Source organism: Paenibacillus agilis (assembly GCF_007786455.1).
Taxonomy (GTDB): domain Bacteria; phylum Bacillota; class Bacilli; order Paenibacillales; family Paenibacillaceae; genus Paenibacillus_B; species Paenibacillus_B agilis.
Genome location: NZ_VNJK01000001.1, coordinates 495,538 through 520,320 on the forward strand (window position 1 = coordinate 495,538; position 24,783 = coordinate 520,320).

Consider the following 24,783-nt stretch of genomic DNA (forward strand, 5'->3'; position numbering starts at 1 on the left):
CAAAACATATAGCGAAAAAATGGCGGTACAGGGTTAGCATTTCTCTCCCTGTACCGCCATTTTTATATTTACGCATTTTTTGCCCCATGAAGAAAGCGTGCACTGCATCTCAGTATCCCTAATAACCTTGCAACGCTTGGCGCTCGGGGGAGCCGCCTTCCTTATTCAAGCTCATACTGGCGGAGCTTGTAATACAAAGCACCGCGCGAGATGCCTAGCATCCGGGCAGCGCGTGCCTTGTTGCCCTGCGCGCGTTTGAGCGCGTCGCCAATGCGGCTGCGCTCCATTTCCTCGGAATGAGCGCTCAATGGCAGCTCATCCTCGGTCAGCTCAGCGAGCGTCGTCAGCCGCGCATAGTCCGGCAGCTCCTTCGCTGAAATGGTGCTTGCGCTCGCCTCATGCGCGGCGAGTACGGCATGCTCCATTGCACTGCGCAGCTGCGGCAAGTTGTTCGGCCAATCATAGGCCGCTACTTGCGCCATGGCGTCGTGCTGGAGCGCAGGCTGCGGGAAACCGTATTTATCCGCGGCTTCCGCAATGTACAAGTTGCACAGCTGCGGCAGCTCTTCTTCACGTTCACGCACGGCAGGCACATGGTGCTGCACGAACGTGTAGTACAGCGCTGGTAGCCAAGTTACCGGCAGCTCCGTATCTTCCTCACGCTGCGCTGCGCCTGTATACGTTGCAATAATGCGGCAGCGGAAGGTGAGCTGCGTATTGCCTTTCATGCGGCTATAGCTGCCGCTTGTCAGCATATCTTGCAGCTTCTCTTGCACAGGCAGCGGCAGCAGGTCGACATCTTTTAGGAATAAGATGCCGTTCTCCGCTTGATCTAGCTTCCCAGGCCGCTCACTATCGCCTTCGCCTTGATAGCCGAATAACTCGGCCTCAAGCATACCCTCAGGCATGTTCGCACAGCTCATGGTGACAAACAGACCTTCCAGCTCTAATTGCTCGTATATCCATTCTGCACAGCTGCGTCTGCCTGATCCAGCCTCGCCAGTAAGCAGCAGTGGTCGATTTCGCTCCACGACGAGTTTTGCTCGATGGAGTTGTTCAGGCTTAAATGGTGCTACGACGGAAACGAACTTGTCAGCATCGGATTTTCGATACATTTCTGCACTTAACTTGACGTAAGAGGTCATATTGCTTTCGATTGCAATTGCACCGAGTAGCTGACCCTCCGCATCGAATATGGGACTCGTATTGATCATAACGTGTACGCCTGGGCGCGGCTCATGATATAGCTGACGAATCGGAGTGCGGCTCTCCATTACTTGAAACAGCATAATCGATTCCCTTTGGAAAAATTCTGCGATTCGCTTCCCAATGATCGTTTCGCGGGATATACCGTACATGATCTCTGCTTGATGATTCCAATATAGGACGATTCCATCCTTATCCACGACTGTGACTGCATCATTCACCGTTTCGAGCAGTCCATTAAGCAGTGCGTGCTGTTCTAATGCTGTCCAAGACTGGACAGGTTCCTGTTGATTCAGTTCTAGCCTCATATCAAATATGTCCTCTCCACAATAGCTGTTGTCCATATTATGTCAAACGTAGTATTGGTTTGCAACGGTCTTTCCATTTTCCGTAGATTGTGAAATGAATTACTTCCTGTATATGTATTTACAAAATAAACCACCTGTGTTTATAATTAATCAATAGCTAAAAAAGTGTTCAAAAATTAAACACTATTGAATGGGCTAGGGGGCGTTTTAGTAGATGGAAAGTCTATTGCGGAACACCTTTTTGTTTTTATCTAAAAATAGAGCTGCAAACCGCACAGCCAAAAAGTATGGGCTTCGTTTTGGAGCAAAGCGATTCGTCGCTGGCGTGCAAATTTCGGAAGCGGTTACAGCCATTCGAGAATTGAATGCGAAGGGTATCGTAGCAACACTCGATCATCTTGGAGAGTTCATCACGACAGCAGAGGAAGCGCGAGAAGCAACTGATTATTGCATCCGTACGCTGCATGAGATTGCAAGCAGCGGCGCGAACTCTCATTTGTCTTTGAAAATGACGCAACTAGGCCTTGATATATCTGTGGAGCTGTGCATGAAGCATATGCGCATGATCTTGGATGTAGCGAAGCAGCACAACAACTTTGTGCGGATCGACATGGAAGATTACGCGCATAACCGTGTAAGCATCGAAATATTTGAACAGTTACGGAAGGAATACGGTGAGACGATTGGTCTTGTTATTCAAGCCTATCTCTACAAGAGTGCAGATGATATTTCCGCACTGGCCGTGCATCGACCGAACTTACGTCTTGTGAAAGGTGCTTATAAGGAATCGCATGAGGTCGCTTTTCCACGCAAAGAAGATGTGGATCGCAACTTTAAGCGAATCATCGAGCAGCATTTGCTTGACGGTAATTATGCAGCTATCGCCACACATGATGAAGCTATCATCGAGCATGTGAAGCAGTTCGTAAAGGAAAAAGGCATTCCGAAGAGTCAGTTTGAGTTTCAGATGCTGTATGGCATTCGGGTGCAAGCACAGCAGCAATTAGCTGATGAAGGATACACTATGCGTGTATACGTGCCGTATGGGGATGATTGGTATGGCTACTTTATGCGCCGTTTGGCTGAACGTCCCGCTAATGTGTTATTCGTACTGAAGTCCTTATTCAAATCATAATGGATTCATAGGAGGAATTTATCGATGACAATAGCAGCATTTCGCAACGAACCGTTCACAGCATTTACAGTAGAGGCTAACCGACAGGCAATGGAGCAGGCACTTAAGCAAGTGGCAAGTGAGCTTGGCCGCTCGTATCCACTCATCATCAATGGAGAGAAAATCGTAACGGAGAAGCAGGTAGTTTCGATCAATCCGGGCAATAAAGACGAGGTGATTGGGCACCTTTCTCAAGCGGATGCAGAACTGGCACAGCGTGCGATCGCAGTTGCAGATGCTACGTTCCAAACTTGGCAGTATGTTGATCCAGAAGTACGAGCAGGCTACTTGTTCAAAGCGGCGGCTGTTATGCGCAGACGGAAGTTTGAATACTCCGCTTGGCTCGTCTATGAAGTCGGCAAGAACTGGGGAGAAGCGGATGCAGATGTTGCAGAAGCAATAGATTTCCTAGAGTTCTATGGTAGAGAAATGATTCGCTTAAGTGGACCGCAGCCTTTGACTGTACTTGAAGGCGAAGATAACCGCTTAACGTATATCCCGCTAGGTGTAGGCGTAGTGATTCCACCATGGAACTTCCCATTGGCAATCATGGCGGGCATGACAGCAGCAGCTGTTGTAGCAGGGAATACGGTCGTGCTGAAACCAGCATCTACTTCTCCAGTTATTGCGGCGAAGTTTGTTGAGCTGATGGAGGAGGTTGGCCTACCTGCTGGCGTTATTAACTTTATTCCTGGTTCAGGTGCAGAAATAGGCGATTTGATTGTCGATCATCCGCGTACTCGCTTCGTATCGTTTACAGGTTCGCGTGATGTAGGTTTGCGGATTAATGAACGTATTTCTCGTACTCAGCCAGGACAGATCTGGATTAAGCGTCTAATTGCTGAAATGGGCGGCAAGGACGGTATTGTCGTTGATAATAGTGCTCCTGTTGAAGAAGCGGCTACTGCCATTGTACAATCTGCGTTTGGCTTCCAAGGTCAAAAATGTTCCGCAGGCTCGCGTGCGATTATCCATGCCGATGTGTACGATGCTGTTGTAGAACTCGTAATTGAGAAAACGAAAGCTTTGACGGTAGGCACAGCAGTGGAAAATGTTGCGATTGGCCCTGTTATTGATCAAAATGCCTATGAAAAAATTCTTCAATATGTCGAGATTGGCAAGGCGGAAGGTCGTTTAGTCGCGGGAGGCTCTATCGCAGAGGGCAACGGATATTACATTCAGCCTACCGTATTTGCTGATGTGGCTCCTCGTGCACGCATTATGCAAGAAGAGATCTTTGGTCCTGTACTTGCGTTGTGCAAGGCGGATAGCTTTGAAGAGGCAATTGCTATATTCAACGATACGGAATACGGCTTGACTGGTGCTGTGTTCAGTGCAAAACGTGAGCATTTGGAGTATGCGCGTGAGCGGATGCACTGCGGCAATTTGTACTTCAACCGTAAGTGTACAGGTGCGTTGGTAGGCGTTCATCCGTTCGGCGGCTTCAACATGTCGGGTACGGATTCGAAAGCTGGAGGCAAAGATTACTTGCTATTGTTCACACAGGCGAAGCTGGTATCGGAGAAGTATTAATAAATTTCTAGCCTGCCTGAGATAAAAGTTAGAACCTTTTGATGAGGGGCAATTACAAGGCGTCCCTAAATAAGGCTCATGTAGTAGAACTTTATTTAGCAGTGCTCTTTTTAGTAGAGTGCATGTAGTGATAACTATGACATACCCAAAATGCTTAGAGTTAATTTTAACATTTGACCACTTTCCTCATGGGATAATGTTACAAATGCTGATATAATATCATACAGACGAAGAACGTCCCGTTTTCATTCTCAAGCAGAATGCAGCGGGACGTTTTTTTTGTTACCTGTTTCATACCGCATTTTTCAGATTGTTATATGGGAAAGGAGGATGAAAATGAGCTTTGAGGAAGCGCATCATGAATTTATTCAGTTTCATATAAAGAGAAGAACTGGCGAGAGAAGAGGGAGGCTCGAACGTGGTCATCAGCATGCTGAAATGTTATTTTGTCAACAGGTATGGTGGCCTTTGCAGGGGAAGTTTGATCATTTACATCCCGAATACGAGGTAGTGGATTGGAGAGGTCAATCCTACTTTTGTGATTTTGTATGGTTGTCTCCAGCGGCGAAATTGATTATAGAGATTAAGGGATTTGGACCGCATGTACGTGATATGGATCGACAAAAATATAGCTACGAGTTGAATCGAGAAACTTTTCTAGTGGCTATGGGCTATCAAGTCATTTCATTTTCCTACGACGATATCGCTCATCGACCTGAGCTGTGCGTAACACTGCTGCGCATGGTGTTAAGTCGTTATCTCTCAGGGGCAGAACCGATTCAGTTAAAGCAAGTATCAGAGCATGAGCATGAGGTGATCCGACTTGCTTGCAAACTAGCTCGTCCGCTCAAACCTGTGGATGTGGCAAGTCATCTAGAAGTTAGTCATCGTACTGCGGTACGGTTGCTGCAATCGTTACAAGCGAAAGGCCTGTTCCGTGCAGTAATAGGAAGTGAAGGGAAACGGGTTGCTCGGTATGAGATACAGCAGCATGCATTGAAACTGTTGTAAATGGTTTGGCTTGAAAGGGTACCACGAGGATACGAGATTTCGAGAGTGGACAGCGGGCAATAGGAAGTTGAGAATAGAAATAGAAATAGAGGTAGAAGTAGACAGTGGACAGTGGACAGTGGACAAAAATGCAGTTATTTAAAGGTGAAATGCACATTTTAGGGCCAAAGTGGACAAAAGTGCAGTTAATTTGAACCCAAAACCTAAATTACCGGGTTTAAGGAAAAAATAAATGCATTTTTGCGCATTCGGCTTGAAGAAGGAATGATTTTCGGAAAAATACCTGCACTTTTGTCCATATCCGAGTGTTCGAGGTGCAAAATGTGTTTTGAAGTTTGAAGTTTGAAGTTTGAAGTTTGAAGTTTGAAGTTTGAAGTTTGAAGTTTGAAGTTTGAAGTTTGAGAATTTTATGGCGTGTGGTTAGTACCGTTACATGATTGGCGTGGTTTTCGACAAATACTCAAATTGTGATAATGAGCGTTCAAGTAGCGCTCAGTTCCTTCTTATCGGCAGCGCGCATGCAGGAAAAGGCTTGTGAATGCCCTGTATGGGCTAGTTTCACAAGCCTTTCACCTACACCTCCAATACAAATGACGGACAGAACGATTGCTTACAGCTGATAGTAGAACTCAACTAGATCTCTGACAGTTACAGCCGATAGAAGAAATGCTAACTAAATTCGAAGATTACATCTGTTTCCTGTATCTAACGGCTGGAACTGAGAGCTAGACCTGATAACGAAATCTGAAACTAGATCTGATAACTAGACATGACAACTAAATCTGATGGCTACACCTAACAGCACACCTAACAGCTACACCTGATGGCACGCTACAAAGTGCTGTGGAAGTACTTCTCGATATTCCGGTACTTCGCGAGAGCAGCGTTCCGTGGCTACCGGACAGCGTGTGCGGAAATGGCAGCCTGAAGGCGGGGAGAGCGGGCTCGGAATCTCTCCTTGCAGCACGATGCGCTCTTTCGCTGCTTCTACATCGGGATCAGGCACAGGTATGGCGGACATGAGTGCCTTCGTATATGGATGAAGCGGTTCACCATATAGTTTGTCGCTGTCCGCCAGCTCCACTATTTTTCCCAAATACATGACGGCCACACGATCGCTAATGTGCTTTACCATCGACAGATCATGCGCAATAAATAAGTAAGTCAGGCCGAGTCGCCCTTGCAGATCTTTTAACAGATTAACGACCTGTGCCTGTATGGATACATCCAGCGCAGAAATAGGCTCATCGCATACAATGAACTGCGGGTCGACGGCTAGCGCTCGTGCAATGCCAATACGCTGACGCTGACCGCCTGAAAATTCATGCGGATAGCGGCACGCATGCTCAGGACACAACCCGACCTGATCCAGCAGCTGTTCAATGCGATGTTTGCGCTGCGCCTTACTGCTTGTTAATTGATGAATATCCAATGCTTCACCGATAATTTCTGAAATGGTCATCCGTGGGTTAAGGGAAGCGTAGGGATCTTGAAATATCATTTGCATCTTGCGTCGAGCAGCTTTTAGTTTCTTATGATTCAACTTGTAAATGTCGGTTCCATTGAACGTAACGCTTCCAGCTGTAGGTTCATACAGCCGCAGCAAGGTTCGTCCAACGGTAGACTTCCCACAGCCAGATTCGCCAACTAAGCCTAATGTTTCTCCTTTCCTTATGGAGAAGCTCACATCGTTTACGGCTCGTAACACTCCCTTGCGCTTCACGTAAAAATGTTTCTTTAATCCGCTGACTTGTAGCAAAGGTGAGCTGTCTGTCATACGACGACCTCCTTCGCTAACGGGTGCAGCTTCCAACAACGAGATATATGCGATTCACTAAGCGCTGTCGGGTTGGGTTCTACCTCTTTGCATATTTGCATGGCATGCTCACATCGAGCAAAGAAACCACAACCGGCAGGCGGCTTGAGCAAATCAGGCGGCGTGCCATGAATCGCGACCAGTGGCTCATCCTTCGCCTGATCGAGTCGTGGCAGGGAGCGTAGCAATCCTCTCGTATACGGGTGCTGAGGGTTTTTAAATATTTCCCACTTTGTACCTGTCTCGACGATCTTTCCCGCATACATGACGATTACCCGATCGCATAAGTCAGCAACGATGCCCAGATCATGAGTGATTAAAATGATCGATGTATTGAATTTATGCTGCAAATCTTTCATGACACAAAGAATTTGAGCTTGGATGGTGACATCGAGCGCGGTCGTTGGCTCGTCCGCAATGAGCAGCGCAGGCTGGCAAGCGAGAGCAATCGCAATCATTGCCCGTTGTCGCATACCGCCGGAAAATTCATGCGGGTACTGTGCATATCGGGAAGCAGCATTTGGAATGCCGACAAGTTGAAGCATCTCGATTGCTTGCTGCTTTGCTTGGTGTAGTCCAACTTTTTGATGGCGACGGAGTACTTCTGCAATCTGTTTGCCGACCGTCATCGTCGGATTTAGCGATGTCATTGGGTCTTGAAAAATCATGCCGATTTCCTTGCCGCGAATCGATTGCATTTCTTTTTCTTTCAAACGAAGCAAATCACGACCTTTAAATAGCAGCTTTCCATTCTTAACAAAGGATGGAGGGGTAGGTAGCAGCCGCATAATGCTCTGCGCTGTTACGCTTTTTCCGCATCCCGATTCACCTACGATGGCTACGGCTTCGCCAGCATGGACATGAAACGATACGTCTCGTACTGCTTGTACTTCTCCATCCCTTACTTTGAAGGAGACTTGTAAATTTTGCACTTCCAATAGCGGTGTAGTTTGCTGCATATGGTGCTCACCTCCATCATTTTTTCAGTTTAGGATCAAGTGCATCACGCAAGCCGTCACCGAACATATTGAAGGCGAGCATCGTCAAGCTGATCATGATGGCAGGGAACAGCATGCGCCATGGATAGAGCAGCATGACCTTTGTGCCATCGTTGATCATCGTTCCCCAAGAAGCTGCAGGCAACTGAACACCCAAGCCTAGAAAGCTGAGGACAGCCTCACCAAAGATGGCTGCTGGAACCGCCATGGTGAGCATAACGATAATGGGACCAAGGGTATTAGGCAGTAGGTGACGGAATAAAATGCGCATCCCGGACGCGCCCAACGAACGTGAAGCAAGTACATATTCTTGATTTTTAAGCTGAATGATTTGACCCCGAACAATCCAAGACATATTGATCCAGCCTGTGAGGCAAAATGCCAATATAATCGTAAGCAGGCTTGGCTCAAATACGACCACGAGCAGGATTGCTACTAGTAAATCCGGGATCGAGTATATGATTTCAGATATTTTGTTCATGATGTCACCGATTCGTCCGCCGACATAACCCATGATCCCGCCATAAATGACGCCGATAATCAAGTTAATGAAAGCCGCAGCGAAGCCGACAATGAGTGAAATGCGTGCGCCCATCCATGTACGGGCGAACATATCTCGTCCGAGATCATCGGTTCCAAACCAGTGCTTTTCAGATGGAGCAAGACTGGTAGACATCAGATCATTTTTTGAAAAGTCATAAGGAGTTAGCCATGGTCCGATAATCGCCATAACAATGAGAGCTGTTAAAATACATAGCCCTGTCATGGCTGTCCAATTGCGGCTTAGCCTGTACCATACATCTTTCCAAGCCGATGTACTGGCACGTTCGATAGCTTCTGCATCATGATGATCAACCACTGCCTTTTGAAAGTGTTCAGTAGTTAACGCAAGCTCAAGCTCTGCAGCAGCAGTATTTTGATTGTGAAGGGTCATGCGGAACCCTCCTTTCGCTTGCCAAGCTTAATTCGAGGATCAATAAATCCGTAAGCGATATCTGTGAGAAGTCGAGCGGTCATTAAAATAAGACCGTAAAATATCGTAATGCCCATAATGAGCGAGTAGTCGCGATTGCCGATACTTTGAACATAAATTTTGCCTAACCCACCGATTCCGAATATTTGCTCGATAATGAAAGAGCCTGTGATAACGTTAGCAGTAAGTGGACCCAAAAAGGTGACGACCGGCAATATACCGTTGCGGAGCACATGACGCCGCATTATCGTCCAACTGTTCAGCCCTTTTGCGCGTGCTGTCTTAATGTAGTCAGAATGCAGCACTTCAAGCATGTTCGATCGTGTTAGTCTTGCGATGTAGGCGATAGGCATAGCGGAAAGTGCCAGTGTTGGCAGGACGTAATCTTTGGCTTGCACGAGCCCGACAACATTGAACATCGGGATACGAACGGCGAATAGCCATTGCAATACAGCAGCCATAACAAAGCTTGGAACGGATACCCCGAGCACAGCGATGATCATGGCGGTCGAATCCATGAGCTTGCGGTGACGAAAGGCAGCCGTCATGCCTAAAGTAACGCCGATAATGACGGAAGTGAAAATGGCTGCAATACCCAGTCTGAGAGACAGTGGGAATGAATCGCGAATGAAATCAACGACAGCACGATTAGCAAGCTTCATTGAGATGCCTAAATCACCAGATAGCAAATTCGTTAAATAGGTAGTGTACTGAATAAATAATGGTTTATCCAAACCATACTGAGCTAGCAAACGAGCTTTCACGTCAGGAGGAACGGCTTTCTCTGAAATGAAAGGATCACCAGGAATCGCTTTCATTAAGATAAACGTAATGGAAGACAGAACGAACATAGCTAAGAAAAAAAATACGAATTTGTTCAACATATATCGCAACATCACATGAGATCACTCCCTCGCGTAATCAAGTAGTTCATGTTAAGACGCTTGTATTCATGTGTAAAAGCGGGATACAAACAGCACGCTGCCTGTATCCCGACTTGCGGGTGATCCTATAAGCGAATTACTCGACGTAGCCGCGAGCAAAGTGGAAATTAGCAAGTGGATCTACATATACGTTTTTGATGTTAGGCTTGAGCAGCTGAGCAGTGGCGTTGTAGTAGATTGGAAGTATCGCCATCTCTTCTTCAATAAGAATTTTTTCAGCGCTTGCAAGCAAATCTCTTCGTTTTACTAAGTCTACTTCTTTCTTTGCAGCCTTCACGAGATCATCATACTTTTTGTTACTAAAGCCAATATCATTGTTGCCGCTTCCGGTCGTATATAGATCGAGGAATGTCATCGGGTCATTATAGTCTGGATTCCATCCAGCACGAGCAACAGAATAGTCAAGTGCTGAGCGCTGATCTAGGAATACCGTCCATTCTATATTTTGCAGTTTTACATCGATGTTTAAGTTTTGTTTCCACATATCTGCAACCGCCTGAGCCACTTTTTTATGAAGATCATTGGTGTTGTAAATGAGGGTGAATGCAGGCACTTTATCAAGACCAGACTCTTTCAGTCCTTCTGCGAGTAGTTTCTGGGCCTCTGCTATATCTTCCTTGAAGTAGTTGCCATCCACTTGGTTGCGGTACTCATCATTGACAATGTTGATGCCTGGAGGAACGATTCCGAATGCCGGTTGCTGACCACTAAGCGTAATTTTTTCAGTTATTAGCTGGCGGTTAATCGCTAGAGCCAATGCTTTACGAACCTTTTTATTATCAAATGGCTTCTGCTTGTTGTTGAATAAGTAATAATAGGATGCAGCTAGTGGTTTAATGGCAATCTCATCTTTCTTCGTTTGCTGTAGGATCGGAATTTGTTCACTTGGAATACCACCATTGGTCGGTGGTCCAATATAATCGAGCGCATTTGTCTCGTACATATTCAATATGGCATTTGTGTCTTCGATCATGACTGCTGTAACTTTTGTCAGTTTAATCTCATCACGTTTATGATAGTGCTCATTCGGCACAAGCTCGAGCTGTGAGGAGTGCGCCCAAGATGACACCTTTAATGGTCCATTTGAGATGAGCGTATTTGCCTCATTTGCCCATGCAGGATTGTCCTTAGCAGATTTGTGTATTGGGAAATAGGTTGCAAAGGCTGTTAAATCAAGGAAATAAGGTGTTGGATTTTCAAGTTCGACTTCAAGCGTGTAGTCGCCCGTTGCTTTGACACCAATTTGATTGGGATCGGTTATTTTTTTGGTAAAGTAAGCTTCACCATTTTTAATGTAATACAGTTGGTAGTTATAAGGTGATGTTTGCGGGAGATTCGGATCTAGTACTCGTTTCCATGCATATTCAAAATCATGTGCGGTAACGGGATCGCCATTAGACCATTTGGCATTTTGTCTGAGCGTAAATGTATATTTTTTGCCGTCAGGTGAGATGTCCCATTTTTCTGCTACGCCGGGTATTACTTTACTATTTTGATCGGTGCTCGTTAGACCTTCAAATGTGGCAGAGAGAATCGTCGATGAAGTAACATCCTGAGCTAGACCTGGGTCTAACGAAGGGGGTTCAGTACCTATGTTGAAGCGAAATTCTTGTTTGGCAGCCGTCTCAGTTGGAGGATCGGTCTTCGTTTCGTTATTTGGCTTCTGCGTTTCAGTAGGTTTATTCGCCTCAGGAGTTGTGGAGCTTGTGCACGCACTTAGAAGCGTGCTTACTGATAGCATTAGTACGAGTAATACGAACATCGTTCGTCTCTTCATCGTTAATCCCCTTTCATCCTTTTAAATAGTGAACCAAGTTCAAACTGTCGTTTGTAGGCGCTGAAGAACAAATTGACGCTTGGTTAGTCCCTATCATATGTACAAACGTTCATCTACATGTTTGAAATTTATTCACTATAATCGAATATTTTATAGAGCGAGGATCTTTGGTAATTTTATTTTTCAAAAAGATACTAGACTCGACAAATAGATCTTACCGATGTACTAGTAAAATATAGCGAAACAGGTTAGAAAATGGAATGCATTGTAATATGTCCACTAGTTTTGGGGTTAAGGTCATTAAGACAACCAAATATGCTATTGTACTGCCGTCAGATCATTTGTCCTATGATGGGTTGTTTTTAACTAGAATCACAACGCTTTAATTTTGTAGGATGGAATCTGTAATTTTCGTATCAGGTGGGACTTTGTGGAACGTTTAAACTAATTTTGACAAAAACACAAGAAGTACACATGAGTATGCTACGATACTGCTGTTCCAACCTACCTCAAGATTTTACATCACCACGCAAAATGAGTTTTCCTCGACAACAAGCATTCACAGACGGATGGTAAGCTCGTAACTTCTCTGTTCAACTCGCATGTTATAGGCAAGAAAAAAGTAACAAAAAACAAAATAAAGGGGAATTAACATGAGAAGGTATCATTTACGTCGTATGTTTAGTACTTTGCTAGCGATTGTTATGGTTGTAAGCTTGATTGCTCCATTTTCTACTGTACAGGCACAAGCTTTGCAAGAGCCTAGCGATTTATTTCGTAAAGCGGGAGAGTTTGTGCCGACAGAATCCGTACGATATTTGAGCGCAGGCAATTTGGACAATCAGGGTGGCGGGGATTTCGTTATCGTTACGGACAAATGCAGGCTTGTACTGTATAAGACAAAGTTAGATGGCACATTTGTAAAAGAGTGTGTTCCCATTTACGAAAGTCTACTCCCTCACAAGGCTGAAATTGTTGAGCTAACAGGTGATAAACAGGCAGAATTGTTAGTGTTTAATCAAAAGATGGTTCAAATTTATGGGGTTAATGCTAAAGGCAAATATGAATTCAAACAGCAAATTCCGATTGGAGAAGTAACGCAGTATTTGGCAGGGGACTTTAATAATGATGGTATCGGTGACTTGATATTAGCTGCTCCGAAGGCTTTGCATATTATGCAAGGAAGTGGAGGGTTATCTTATTCGAACGTAGGAAGCATTTCTACCGACAATAAAATTGTAAATACACTTAAAAGTGGTGACTGGAACAATGACAAACAGCTAGATTTTGCTTTACAGGCAGGGTGGACGAACACATTCGTATATAAAAATAATGGGGATATGACCTTTAGTTACGTAACTTTCTTACCGAAATCGGATGAAGATTCATTTCCATTTGAAGTAGCGGATATGAACGCAGATGGATACGACGATATAGTAGGTGAATTGGATTTTGCGCAAAATCAAACGGGAGGAAGCATTGCTATTTTTTATGGCGATGCGAGCGGTACATTCAGAAATTTTTTGAATACTAGGATAGATGGACTTTCAAGTGTAATTGCTGAAGACATGAATAGGGATGGGTATCCTGATCTTGTTATTGATTGGAATGATATCTCTGCAATTAAACCCACTCAATTAATGTGGAGTAATCGCGGACAATCTTTTTCTGAGCGTGAAAATTTTACATATACACCGAACTCGAAATTTACAGATTTGAATGGCGATGGAAAGAGAGATATATATTACTACGACTCGTATAGAAATAAAGTAACCTTTTACTTGAATATGGCAGCTAATGGCTACATTCAATTTGCAGCTTCGCAGTTGCCGGTCATTGAAAATAGCGGTGCTGTGAGAGTAAAAGTAACACGTACGGATGGAAACGACAACCTTGCGTATGCGGAATATACGACGGTTGATGGAACGGCAAAGGCTAGTGTGGATTACAAGCGTTCTCATGGTATTATCCAGTTTCCTCACGGTGTGACAGAACAGTGGCTGACCATTCCGATAATCGATAACGATGAGCGCAGTAATAAAAAGCGTAGTTTCTCGGTGCAACTTAGCAACCCGACTCGTGGAGCTGGACTAGGACAAGTTTCAAAGGTGGATATTTTTATTGCTGATGATGACGGTAATGAAATTCCACATGTAGGCGCACCGAAATGGCCAGCGCACGCCTCTCTTACCATTGCAGATGTCAGCTTGTCGGGCCTGACTGTTGAATGGCCAAAGGCTTCGACGAATGAAAGAGATCGTATTGTTTCTTATGAGATAAAAGAAGCAAAGCAGGCTTTGGAGCCAGTCAGTGTTACGGCAGATGTGTACAATCATTCATGGCTAACCAATTTAGCTCCGGGGAAGAAATACGAACTTGAGGTTACTGCTAAGACGAAAAAAGGGGTGGCTAGTCTGCCGCTGTCTGCGTCGGTAACCGTTCCAACAGAGGGGTATGATCCAGCCAAAGCCCCAGCTTTCTCTACGATTATTCAGGGTAAATCATTCGATCTTGGAGAAGTCGGTTCTGCAGACGTGGATGGAAACGGGATTGATGATCTTATTATTGTGAGTCCTGCTCAAGAAATGTTGGTTAGGAACTTTGCTGATGGGTATCGAATCAAATCGGAAACCAATTTTTGTGGTTCGCGGGCGGGCAAAAGTATAGACATGAATGGAGATGGTAAAGAGGAGATAGTTAACAGTTACTATAGGGGGCAATATCTGTGTGTTAATGGATTTGACAAAACTGAGAAATTTGGATTTTTAGTAGATATTTCGCTTCCGTCTTTAAGTGCATACCATGCATATCATATTGCGGACTTTACACAAGATAGCATCGCAGATATTTTATATGCGACCCATAATAATGAGCTCATTCTATTAAAAGGAGGAGAAAACTATACTTATACCGAGCTAAGCCGCTTACCTTATGCAAGCTACTCCATTGAAAACATTATCAGTGGTGATTGGGACAAAGATGGAATTTTAGATGTAGCGATCGTTTCGGATAAGATTAGCGTGTATAAGGGAAATGAGGGTGGTCATTTTGAATACGTAACCCAATTGCCAGGCTATAAAACGGGGCGTTCAAACGATATGAATGCTGACGGATATGATGATATTGTTTCTCATTCTGAGCAGGGATTTGTCATCTATTATGGAGGTGAACAAGGTTTTTTAGCAAAACGAATCGAGAACTCTCCTATCCTTAAATGGTATGATCCTTATGAACTGCTAGATATGAATCGTGATGGTTATGTTGACATTGTGCTGCTGCCGAGGTATTCGAAACCTTTGATCAGTTTCAATGATAGGAAAGGTTCATTCAAAGCCGTTGAGGAACTGATTAATAAAGAATTGAAATACTCCAGTACTATCGTATTTGGTGATTTTTCAGGCGATGGAAAGACAGATATATCGATTTATAATCCTGAGTATGAGGGACAGCATATCACTTATATAAATGAGCAAGCTTATGGTCAGCTGCAATTCCAGCACCCGACTGCCACGGTAGAAGGAGATGCTGGTCACGTAAAAGTGAAAGTAAAACGAATCGGTGACCGGTCAGGGGTGACGAGTGTCGTCTATGGTACGCAAAATGGTACGGCAATTGCTGGCGTTGATTATGTAGCATCTTCTGGCACACTTCTATTTGCCGATGGTGAGACGGAGAAGACGATAAGCATTCCGATTATTGATCAAGAGGATTCAAATGTGGAACGAACATTTAGCATTAAACTCGAATCGCCTAGTCGCGGTACTCAATTAGGTGAGCATCAGGAAGTAGCTATTACGATCCATGACGGTGATGATATGGATCAGTTATCGCCAAGTTGGAGTAAGAGCGCGGTACTTGGTGTAACGGAAGCTACCTATCAAACGTTGACCCTCTCGTGGCCAGCAGCGCTAGATGTGGATGGCATTTCGACATATGAGATTGTGGAGACCAATGCAGCGCTAGAAACGGTAATCGTATCGGGAGATAAGTATTCCTATACTTGGAATAGCGGGTTAATACCGGGGAGAACGTACACGTTCCAACTGCGCGCAAGAGATACGAAGAGAGTAGTAAGTACCGCATCGTTGACGGTTATCATACAGGTTCCGCATCTAATACCTGTGACACAGACAAGCAATCATAAGACCCTTTATACAAGATACTAATTTAAAAAAGTTATTTTTCTCTATTACCAAGGCATCTTGTTCCTAGTAGCGATATGGGAGCGAGGTGCTTTTTTTCTGTGTGAAAACTAGCAGTACCACACACAAGTATAAGTGCGAAAAGATAGAGAAAAAGAGGTTCGATGTAACATTTTCACTAGTTTTGCCAATATGAATTATTGTACTTCTATCTATGCTAATATACTGACGAAACCTATTAATTTCCACATGATTTACATCTGTTTGATCAAGATTACAGCATAACTCATCTACGAAAACTTCGCATTCGACATTGCCTCTTACAGCATGAACTCACTCTACACAAAGTTGCTATTTACATTCATCGTCGTATCAGTAATTTATTAATCAAGTAAAGGAGAATCCTGCATGCAAAGGAAATGGTTAATCGCTGCTCGGCGCCATCTGGCAGCAGCACTTGCCGTCTTCGTGTTTGTATCCTTATTTCCAACTTCTTATGTTGTTGAAGCGGCCACGGTTATCGACAAGTCATGGAGCGGTAATTATTACGATTGGAGAGCGCTTAAGTTGAACGAGCGAGTTTACAGTCAAGCTGCAGGTAATCTAGACAATACGGGGCATGCGGATTTGGCCGTTATTACGGAAAATAATTTGCTCGTCTTATACTACGTATCGTCAGATGGAACACTTACACGCCAGCAGGTTACTGCTAAACAAGCTGACCCAAACGTAAAGCGACTACATATTGCTGATTTAAACGGTGATCAAATTGGAGAAGTGTTGGCATTTGGCAGCACTAAAATCGAGATTTTTGGTAGAGACACTGCATCTAGTACCTATGTATTAAAAAGCACGATCCCAATAGCATCGTATTCAGGCCAGGCGATAGCTGATTTTAATAAAGACGGTATTCAAGATCTTATTATTGCGTCGTCTACGAAACTACATTTTTTACGAGGAACAACGAATCTCACCTATCAGGAAGTCGGCAGCTACACACATAAAACAGCAGCTTTGCATTCCATCGTAGACATACAAACTGGTGACTGGAACAAAGATGGCCATATCGATTTCGTCTATCAGTTGTATGAGCAGCACGCTATTTTGTTTAAAGGAAATGGACAGTTGGGATTTAGCTATGTAAAGGATTTAGATATTGATTCCTTTGTAGTGGATGATATGAACCAGGATGGATATTCCGACATCATCGGCTACAATCGTGTGGGCTATGAAAGAAACTATGCCGTGCATTATGGTGATACTGGGGGGCAATTCGCTCGTAAGTCTCCGATTGGGTTTGCTGAAGGGGGCTATGGAATTTATAGCACGGATATAAATGGGGATCGTTATCCTGAGCTCGTACTCTATGATTCTATGGATTATATTTCGTACGTTATTTGGAATCGTGAAGGGACGTACAGCTTCCCTGAACAAACTGTCTTTTTCGTCAATCCGTCTTATATTGAGCAAAAGTTGGACTTTGATCGAGATGGAAAAGAAGATTTTATTTCGAATCAGGACTTTAATACGAATGAAATCATCATTAAGCGAAACGGCGATTTTTCTGGCCAAATTCAGTTTAGTCAGACCCAACAGGAAGTAGATGCACATCAGAAATTCATTCAAGTACAGGTTCAGCGTACAGGAGGCAGTTCGGGCCGTACGGTGGTTGAATATGGAACGAATGATGGTACGGCTAAGTCCGGCACGGATTATACGAGGACAGCAGGCATATTGGAATTTAACCATGGCGAGACGGCTAAAATGGTGACTGTTCCGATTACATCTGTGGATCAGATTAATGGCTCACGAACGTTTACGATTCGATTGAAAAATCCAACAAACGGTGTTGATCTAGGATCTAATCGGACGCTTACGGTTCATATTCGTTCCAATTCTTCTGTTCCGCAGTGGCCAAATGGAGCAGCCGTAGATATTGCGGATGTTACATCAAGTTCAATGACCGTCGCTTGGCCGCAAGCAAAAGATAGCGCGGGCGTTAAAGCTTATGAAATTAGCGAAAAAAATCAGGCATTTGTACCAATTTCCGTGACAAATGATGTGTACAGCTATACGTGGAATACAGGTCTTGTACCTGGGAAAACGTATCAGATTCAAGTAAATGCGAAAAATGTGAACGGCAAGCTAAGTCAGACGTTAGCGGGACCTATTACGATTCCAAACCATAACCCCGTACCCGCCGATCCGTCTTATCGCTTAAATGCTGTGAACTTTGATAATTTTCCAAGGCAGTACAATATGAATGCAGTGGACAGCAACGGCGATGGCATGGATGAATTGATTGTGTATGACTCTGCTGTCACGATGATGATGAAACCTCTCTCCAATCAATCGTGGCTGTTCAACGGGAAACTGCCTACTGGACAATGGGGAGAAGTCAATTATCGTGCTGATTTGAATGGGGATCGCAAAGAAGAATGGCTAGCCCCAAGTGGAACAGGTATCCGCATTATAGGCGAAGGTGCGACTTTAGATTATGAACAAGTAGCTGAAGTGTTGCTGGAGCCACACTACGACTATAAGGTGGATGACTTTACGAATGATGGAATTGCCGATATCGTGTACATGAATCAAAATGCGGAGCTAATCATACTTAAAGGCACGGGTGATTATAAGTATACAGAACTGTCCAGACAGCAACTTTCTCATCATGGGGTGAAGTTGTTAACGGGGGATTGGAATGGTGATGGTTTGACGGATGTAGCTGCTTATGATGGGCATTTGCATCTGTACAAAAATAAGGGGAATAACACGTTTGAGAAAATAAAAGAAATTTATAACCCGACAACTCCTCAAGCAGCAGACTTTAATGGAGATGGGTATGATGACATCGTTACTTCTCATTGGGGCTCAGATGTGTTTGTTTATTATGGGGATGCGCAGGGCTCCTTTGACAGTACGCCTTATCGTTACACACCACCAGATGGAGTGTATGAAATTCATTCGGCAGACTTGAACAATGACTCAAATAAAGATTTCGTGCTCGTCTATTTTTCAGGAGTAGAAGCCGTTGTGAATCAAGGGAAGGGCAGTTTCCAACCACAAGGTGTATATAATGAAATGCTGTGGCTAAGCTCTCGCTATTTGATGGGAGATTTCAATGGCGATGGTAAAGATGATATAGGTTACAGGCGGGAAGATTATAGCGGGTTTGAACTGTATGATAACATGTTGACTGCGGGCTCCTTGCAATTTAGCAATGCTTCACAGAATGTGCAGGAAACTGCGGAGTTCGTGCAAGTGAAGGTGAAGCGTGTCGGTGATCGTCACGGAGTTACGAGTGTCGTTTACGGGACCGAGAATACAACCGCATTGGCAGGCGTGGATTACGTCGCTTCTACAGGAACACTGAAATTTGCAGATGGTGAGACGGAGAAAACGGTTAAGATTCCATTAATCAAGAACAGCACGTCGAATGGAAATCGGAAGTTTAAAGTGAAGCTGCAATCACCAACTCGCGGTGCCAAGCTAGGGCAACATCATCAGCTAGAAGTGAACATTAGTAAGGACGTCAATATTTCACCTACATGGCCTGTTGGTGCGAAGTTGACTGTAAGCGATGTAACCTATCGTTCCTTTACGATTTCATGGCCGAACGCAATCGATTTGGATGGCATTGCTTCTTATGAAATCGTAGAGCGAGATGGAGCGTTAGCTCCTGTGTCTGTGGCTGGGAATGTAAATACTTATTCGTGGTCATCAGGGTTGACGCCAGGCAAGTCATATCGGTTGCAAGTAAGAGCGAAGGATAGGAAGGGGCTGACAAGCTGGCCGCTTCAGACTTGTGTGACCGTGCAGGCTTGCGTGAAGCTGCCGAAGCCGTTACATTCAGCACCCATTGATGTGCCGATAGAATCACCAAGTGAACTACCTATAGAGCCGCCTTTGATAGATCTTCCATACGTGCTTCCTCAGTGGTTAGGTGATGAAAGGCTGAGTTTAGCGGTATGAGTAGATCGCGTAATTTCATAAACGTATCATGAAGAGAGGCAGCCTTGCTCCTATAATGGAGCAGGCTGCTTTTTTTATAGTAAAGTACTAGCAGCTCGAAATGGTAGAGAAAATGAAGGTTGCTGTAACAATTTCACTAGTTTTGCCAGATCAGTTGCATGGTCTCATAAATATGCTACGATACAGACGGATAGACAATTTTCTTCATTTTTCCAAAACAGCATCGTTGTTACAGATGAACTACTCTCAGCGTTACACCCTCATATTCGACATGATGTTTCGCACCTCGGCATTTTTTTCTATACCAATGTATTGCTTCGTCATCATGGTCATGCAGACGCTTTTACTAATCTAGTAGAGGAGAATATGGTATGAAAATCAAATGGGGTATTTCTGTTAAACAGAGTATTGCGCGAATGCTTACAGTATTGTTGGTTGTTTCTATGTTTCCTACTTCGTTCACTGCACAGGCAGCTCCACCAGTGGACAACAAGAAGAACAACAACTACTGGTGGAATGAGTTTACAATTAGTGATCAAACACGCCATAACTATGTCGGGAATTTGAACAACGAAGGAAATGCTGATCTTGCCGTAATAACAGATAATTATTTACTTGTCCTTTATTTTATCGCTTCAGATGGTACACTTACTCGTCAACCGATAGCGGCCAAGCAAGCAGATTCGACCTTAGAGCGAGTACATATTGAAGATTTGGATGGAGACCAATTTGGTGAGGTGCTGGCATTTAGCTCATCTCAGGTCGAAATATTCGGCCGCACTACAGCAGGCTCCTATGAATTGAAAAGTACGATTCCGCTAGCCCCCTATTTGGAACAGGCAATTGCTGATTTTGATAAGGACGGAATAAAGGATATCATTTTTGTTTCCTCGACAAAGGTGCACTTCCTACGTGGATCAGCAAATGTAACGTATACAGAAGTAGGCAGCTATACCCATCAGTCGGATGCGCTGTACGGCCATGTAAATGTTAGAACAGGTGATTGGAATAAGGATGGGCATCTGGATTTCGCGTATCAGTTGTACCAGCAGCCAATTATTTTATTTAATGGGAACGGACAGTTAGGATTCACACAGGCAAAGACACTTGCGTTGGGAAGTGGCTTCGAAGTTGCAGACGTCAATCAAGACGGATTTTCTGACATTATCGGTAGAGGTGGGAAAATTGAAGTTCACTATGGTGACACAGGGACGCAATTTACTCGCAAATCCGAGATTGATTTTGTCACCCAGGGTTATAAAATGCGCATTACGGATGTGAATGTGGACGGGTTTCCTGAACTCATACTCTACGACGATTGGGATGCTTATTTTAGATATGTATTATGGAATCGAAATGGGAAGTTCAGCATGCCTGAAGAAATGAACAGCATTGTCTTACCTGATCAAAAGGTGGACTTTAATGGAGATGGGAGAGAGGACTTGGTTTCCTATCCGAGCTATTATTACAATGCATTAAGAGTTGCGATAAACTTCCCTGTGACCGGAGAGGTACATTTTAACCAACTAGAACAAGAAGTAGCTTCGCATGCAGATACGGTGCAGGTGCAAGTACACCGTACAGGGGGAAGTTCAGGTTACATCGTTGTGGATTACGACACATCTGATGGGACAGCTAAGGCTGGGACTGATTATAAGAGAACAGCAGGAACGTTAGCATTTCACGATGGCGAAACCGTTAAAACTGTAACGGTGCCAATAACAAAAATAGGTAGCTTTGAAGGCGTTCGTACATTCTCGGTACGATTAAAATACCCGACGAGTGGTGTCGCACTAGGCCACAATCGGAAGACAGATATCATTATTCGTTCTAACCCATCCGTTCCTCATTGGCCAACTGGTGCAGTTGTGGATATTGCAGATGCTACACCATACTCGATGACTGTAGCTTGGCCGCAAGCTCAAGACCGTGCAGGAATTGAATTGTATGAGATTAAGGAAACGAATCAAGCGTTTACTCCTGTTACGGTGACGAAGGACGTTTATCGTCATACGTTGACTGGGCTTGCACCAGGGAAAACCTATCAGGTTCAGGTAACCGCGAAAAATGCTAACGGCGAACGAAGCAAAGCTTTGTCTGGGCATGTAACGCTGCCGAAGGTAGGTGAAGCGCCCGTTATTCCTTCTTATCAGAAAAATAGTGTGAGCTTCAGGGATCTGCCAGCGGGAAAACACGTCTTGTATAAGGGGGACGGCAATGGAGATGGCTTTGATGAATTGATCGTGCGTGATGGTTGGGGACGAGCCAATGTTGTCAGGCTTCTGTCCGATAATACATGGCAGCTACATGGAAGACTACCAATAGAAGGTTGTGGGCAAGTTGAATATAGTGTTGATTTGAATCAGGATGGGAAAGAAGAGTGGTTGGGACCAAGAGGTAGTGGAATTTGTGTCACGAGCGAGAATGCGCATGGTGGCTATGAGCAAGTAGCACAAATCCATCTAGGGTCGCATTATGACTATCAAGTCGGTGATTTCACAAAGGATGGGCTTAACGATATTGCTTATGAGAGTGGTAATCAACTTATTATTTTACAAGGTAGCGGGAATTACACGTTTACTGAGGTAATGAGACAGCCTTTAACTCATACTGCCTACCGTTTATTAAGTGGAGATTGGAATGGCGATGGTCACTTAGATGTCGCTGCTTATGAGGGAACAGAACAAAATATGAAATTGCATTTGTACAAAAACAACGGAAACCGAACGTTTGAGAAGCTGAAAGTTATTGAACATGCATGGCACCCGCAGGCAGCAGACTTTAATGGTGATGGCTATACGGATCTTGTGGTTTTTCATGGATCTAATACGCAGCAAGAAGTTGTCGTTTATCATGGTGACGCGCAAGGGAATTTCAATGGAACTCATCGTATTCCCACGGCAGAGTGGATACGCGAGATTCATCTTGCCGATTTGAATGGTGACAACTATAAAGACTTCGTGTTTGTTTATTGGCTAGGGGTAGAAGCAGTTGTGAATGACGGGAGCGGTGGCTTCCAACTACAAGGATCGTTTGATGGCGATATGTTTTGGTTCCTTTCACAATATTTAATCGGTGACTTCAATGGAGATGGAAAAGACGATCTTGCGAACAGGTATCAAGATAGAGGAGACATAACGATTTATGATAATCTTCTCGTGTCTGGAATTTTTCAATTCAACCATGCTTCACAGCAAGTATGGGAGCATTCGGGCTATGCACAAGTAAAGGTGAAACGCGTCGGTGATCGCAGTGGAGTCACGAGTGTTGTATACGGAACAGAAAACGGAACTGGACTGGCTGGGGTCGATTACGTGGCTTCGACAGGTACGTTGACGTTTGCGGATGGAGAAACGGAGAAGACTGTATTAATTCCACTTCTTAATAATGACAAGTCAGATCAGGAGCGTTTATTTAAAGTGAAGCTGCAATCCCCAACTCGGGGTGCTAAGTTAGGTACTCATCGTCAGTTGGAAATAACCATTCGTGACGACGATAAGGTAGCACCTACATGGCCTGTTGGTGCACAGTTGAGCGTAAGTGATGTTACGTACCAGTCATTCACTCTTTCATGGCCAAGCGCAATCGATTTGGATGGTATCGAGTCGTATGAAATTGTGGAGCGGAGCGGGGTCCTAGCTCCGGTAACGGTTGCAGGGAATATCAATTCCTATACGTGGTCGACAGGGCTTAATCCAGGCAAGTCGTATCGTCTGCAGGTAAGGGCGAAGGATAAGAAAGGTCTGGTAAGTTGGCCTTTGCAGACTTGTGTTACGGTACAGACTTGTGTGACGCTGCCGCAGCCGTTTAATGCCAACGAACCTATTGAAACAATTATAGTAATACCTATGGAATTACTTGTAGCACCACCATTGAAAGATTTACCTGTTGTCCTTCCACAAAGGAGAGGTGATGCGAAGTGGAGTATAACGAAGCGAATTACCGAGCAATAATTGTAACACGGGTAGTAGAGATTGATAACGGTTAATGCACTTGCCATAAGGGGAACCTTTGGAGAGGAACCCTATTTAATCTATACTAAACAGGATTCTGTGGCTGAAATAGGAAGTAGATTATAACTAGTAATAAATCACAGCAATGAAGGAAGGCAGCTCTCTCCCATATTTAGAGGGGAAAGGGCTGCCTTTTTATATTTATAAATTTATAGACTTCCTTTTATTCTTTAATGATCAATCCGAATATTTTCGAAAGTGCCATCGCTTGGGCAGGGGAGATGATGCATCCCTTTAAATCTTCCAATGTGACTCCTAAGTTGAAGAAGTGACAGCCGCTAATATCGATCCCTGCTAACTTGGTGCTGGAAAACTGCGACTGATCGATATTGGTTTCCCTGAAGTAAATATCAGACAGCACGCTATGGTAGAAGTCTGACTTTACGAAAGAACTCTCAATAAATTCCGTATGCTTGATGTTGGCAAAACGAAAAGTAGCATAATCTCCTAAACATCGTTGAAAAGATAGATGACGTAGGGTTGAACTTAATAAGTCGATACCCATCAACTTGCAATTGTGGAATTCTACGCGATGAGCGATGACACCGCTAAAGTCTATATTGGATAAGTCGCAATTGTCGAAGCGAACATCCGTCAGCTCAAGCTTGGGCAGTGACACGTCACGGAACGTCACATTTTGAAAGATGACCTTCTCAAAGGAAACGCTGGCAGCGCTTTGGTGTTCGATGATCCCGTCTTGATAGAGAGCATAAGAGTGCGTTTGCTCGTCGTCCAGCCATAATTCAGAAGCGGGCAAACGATCAAGCGCCTGTGGAAGCTTTGGCGCCGTGCGTTTATGCTGTGAGATGTCCTTATCTTTATCTTTGTTTTTGCTCTTGTCTTTATTTTTAACCGTCCCGTTAGTAGTGGTCTTGGCATTGTTAAGGTTGGAAGTCATCTTACATGTTACACTCCC

The 24,783-nt window shown here is 44.3% G+C and carries 13 protein-coding genes; 6 read left to right on the forward strand and 7 right to left on the reverse strand.

Annotated features, from left to right (window positions below; translation table 11 throughout):
• Window positions 1–161: 161 nt before the first annotated feature.
• Complete coding sequence (locus FPZ44_RS02245; protein WP_144986990.1) at window positions 162–1,514, reverse strand: sigma 54-interacting transcriptional regulator; 1,353 nt, start codon at window positions 1,512–1,514, stop codon at window positions 162–164.
• A gap of 214 nt (window positions 1,515–1,728) precedes the next feature.
• Here FPZ44_RS02245 and FPZ44_RS02250 point away from each other — a divergent pair, with 214 nt between their 5' ends.
• The 3 genes from FPZ44_RS02250 (at window position 1,729) to FPZ44_RS02260 (ending at window position 5,232) form a co-directional block, all read left to right on the forward strand.
• Window positions 1,729–2,649, forward strand: coding sequence for a proline dehydrogenase family protein (locus tag FPZ44_RS02250; RefSeq protein WP_144986992.1), 921 nt, complete (start codon window positions 1,729–1,731; stop codon window positions 2,647–2,649).
• Window positions 2,650–2,673: 24 nt separating this feature from the next.
• Window positions 2,674–4,221: an L-glutamate gamma-semialdehyde dehydrogenase gene (pruA, locus tag FPZ44_RS02255; RefSeq protein ID WP_144986994.1), complete on the forward strand. Its 1,548-nt coding sequence runs from the start codon at window positions 2,674–2,676 to the stop codon at window positions 4,219–4,221.
• Between the two features lie 336 nt (window positions 4,222–4,557).
• On the forward strand, window positions 4,558–5,232 hold the full coding sequence (locus FPZ44_RS02260; RefSeq protein WP_144986996.1) for a DUF559 domain-containing protein: 675 nt from the start codon (window positions 4,558–4,560) through the stop codon (window positions 5,230–5,232).
• Window positions 5,233–6,046: 814 nt separating this feature from the next.
• Here the strand turns inward: FPZ44_RS02260 and FPZ44_RS02265 are convergent.
• From FPZ44_RS02265 to FPZ44_RS02285, 5 genes are all read right to left on the reverse strand, one after another.
• Window positions 6,047–7,009 carry an ABC transporter ATP-binding protein gene (locus FPZ44_RS02265; protein WP_144986998.1) on the reverse strand — a complete coding sequence of 321 codons (963 nt, stop codon included), beginning with the start codon at window positions 7,007–7,009 and terminating at the stop codon, window positions 6,047–6,049.
• On the reverse strand, window positions 7,006–8,007 hold the full coding sequence (locus FPZ44_RS02270) for an ABC transporter ATP-binding protein (protein WP_144987001.1): 1,002 nt from the start codon (window positions 8,005–8,007) through the stop codon (window positions 7,006–7,008). The genes FPZ44_RS02265 and FPZ44_RS02270 overlap by 4 nt, the downstream gene beginning before the upstream one ends.
• Before the next feature lie 16 nt (window positions 8,008–8,023).
• Window positions 8,024–8,980 (reverse strand): ABC transporter permease, encoded by a 957-nt coding sequence (locus FPZ44_RS02275; protein WP_144987003.1) that lies wholly within the window; start codon window positions 8,978–8,980, stop codon window positions 8,024–8,026.
• Window positions 8,977–9,915 (reverse strand): ABC transporter permease, encoded by a 939-nt coding sequence (locus FPZ44_RS02280; RefSeq protein ID WP_144991640.1) that lies wholly within the window; start codon window positions 9,913–9,915, stop codon window positions 8,977–8,979. Before FPZ44_RS02280 ends, FPZ44_RS02275 begins: the two co-directional genes overlap by 4 nt.
• Window positions 9,916–10,039: 124 nt before the next feature.
• The gene (locus tag FPZ44_RS02285; protein ID WP_144987005.1) at window positions 10,040–11,740 is read right to left on the reverse strand and encodes a peptide ABC transporter substrate-binding protein; all 1,701 of its coding nucleotides are present in this window, start codon (window positions 11,738–11,740) and stop codon (window positions 10,040–10,042) included.
• Window positions 11,741–12,393: 653 nt separating this feature from the next.
• On the opposite strand from FPZ44_RS02285, the gene FPZ44_RS02290 reads away from it, so the two are divergent.
• The 3 genes from FPZ44_RS02290 to FPZ44_RS02300 all read left to right on the forward strand — a co-directional run bounded on the left by FPZ44_RS02290 (window position 12,394) and on the right by FPZ44_RS02300 (window position 23,807).
• Window positions 12,394–15,906, forward strand: coding sequence for an FG-GAP-like repeat-containing protein (locus tag FPZ44_RS02290; RefSeq protein ID WP_144987007.1), 3,513 nt, complete (start codon window positions 12,394–12,396; stop codon window positions 15,904–15,906).
• 384 nt (window positions 15,907–16,290) lie between these two features.
• Window positions 16,291–19,854, forward strand: a complete 3,564-nt coding sequence (locus FPZ44_RS02295; RefSeq protein ID WP_144987009.1) for an FG-GAP-like repeat-containing protein — start codon at window positions 16,291–16,293, stop codon at window positions 19,852–19,854.
• Window positions 19,855–20,225: 371 nt separating this feature from the next.
• Window positions 20,226–23,807, forward strand: coding sequence for an FG-GAP-like repeat-containing protein (locus FPZ44_RS02300; RefSeq protein WP_144987011.1), 3,582 nt, complete (start codon window positions 20,226–20,228; stop codon window positions 23,805–23,807).
• Window positions 23,808–24,030: 223 nt separating this feature from the next.
• On the opposite strand, the gene FPZ44_RS02305 is transcribed toward FPZ44_RS02300, so the two are convergent.
• Window positions 24,031–24,765 (reverse strand): pentapeptide repeat-containing protein, encoded by a 735-nt coding sequence (locus tag FPZ44_RS02305; RefSeq protein ID WP_144987013.1) that lies wholly within the window; start codon window positions 24,763–24,765, stop codon window positions 24,031–24,033.
• Window positions 24,766–24,783: the final 18 nt, after the last annotated feature.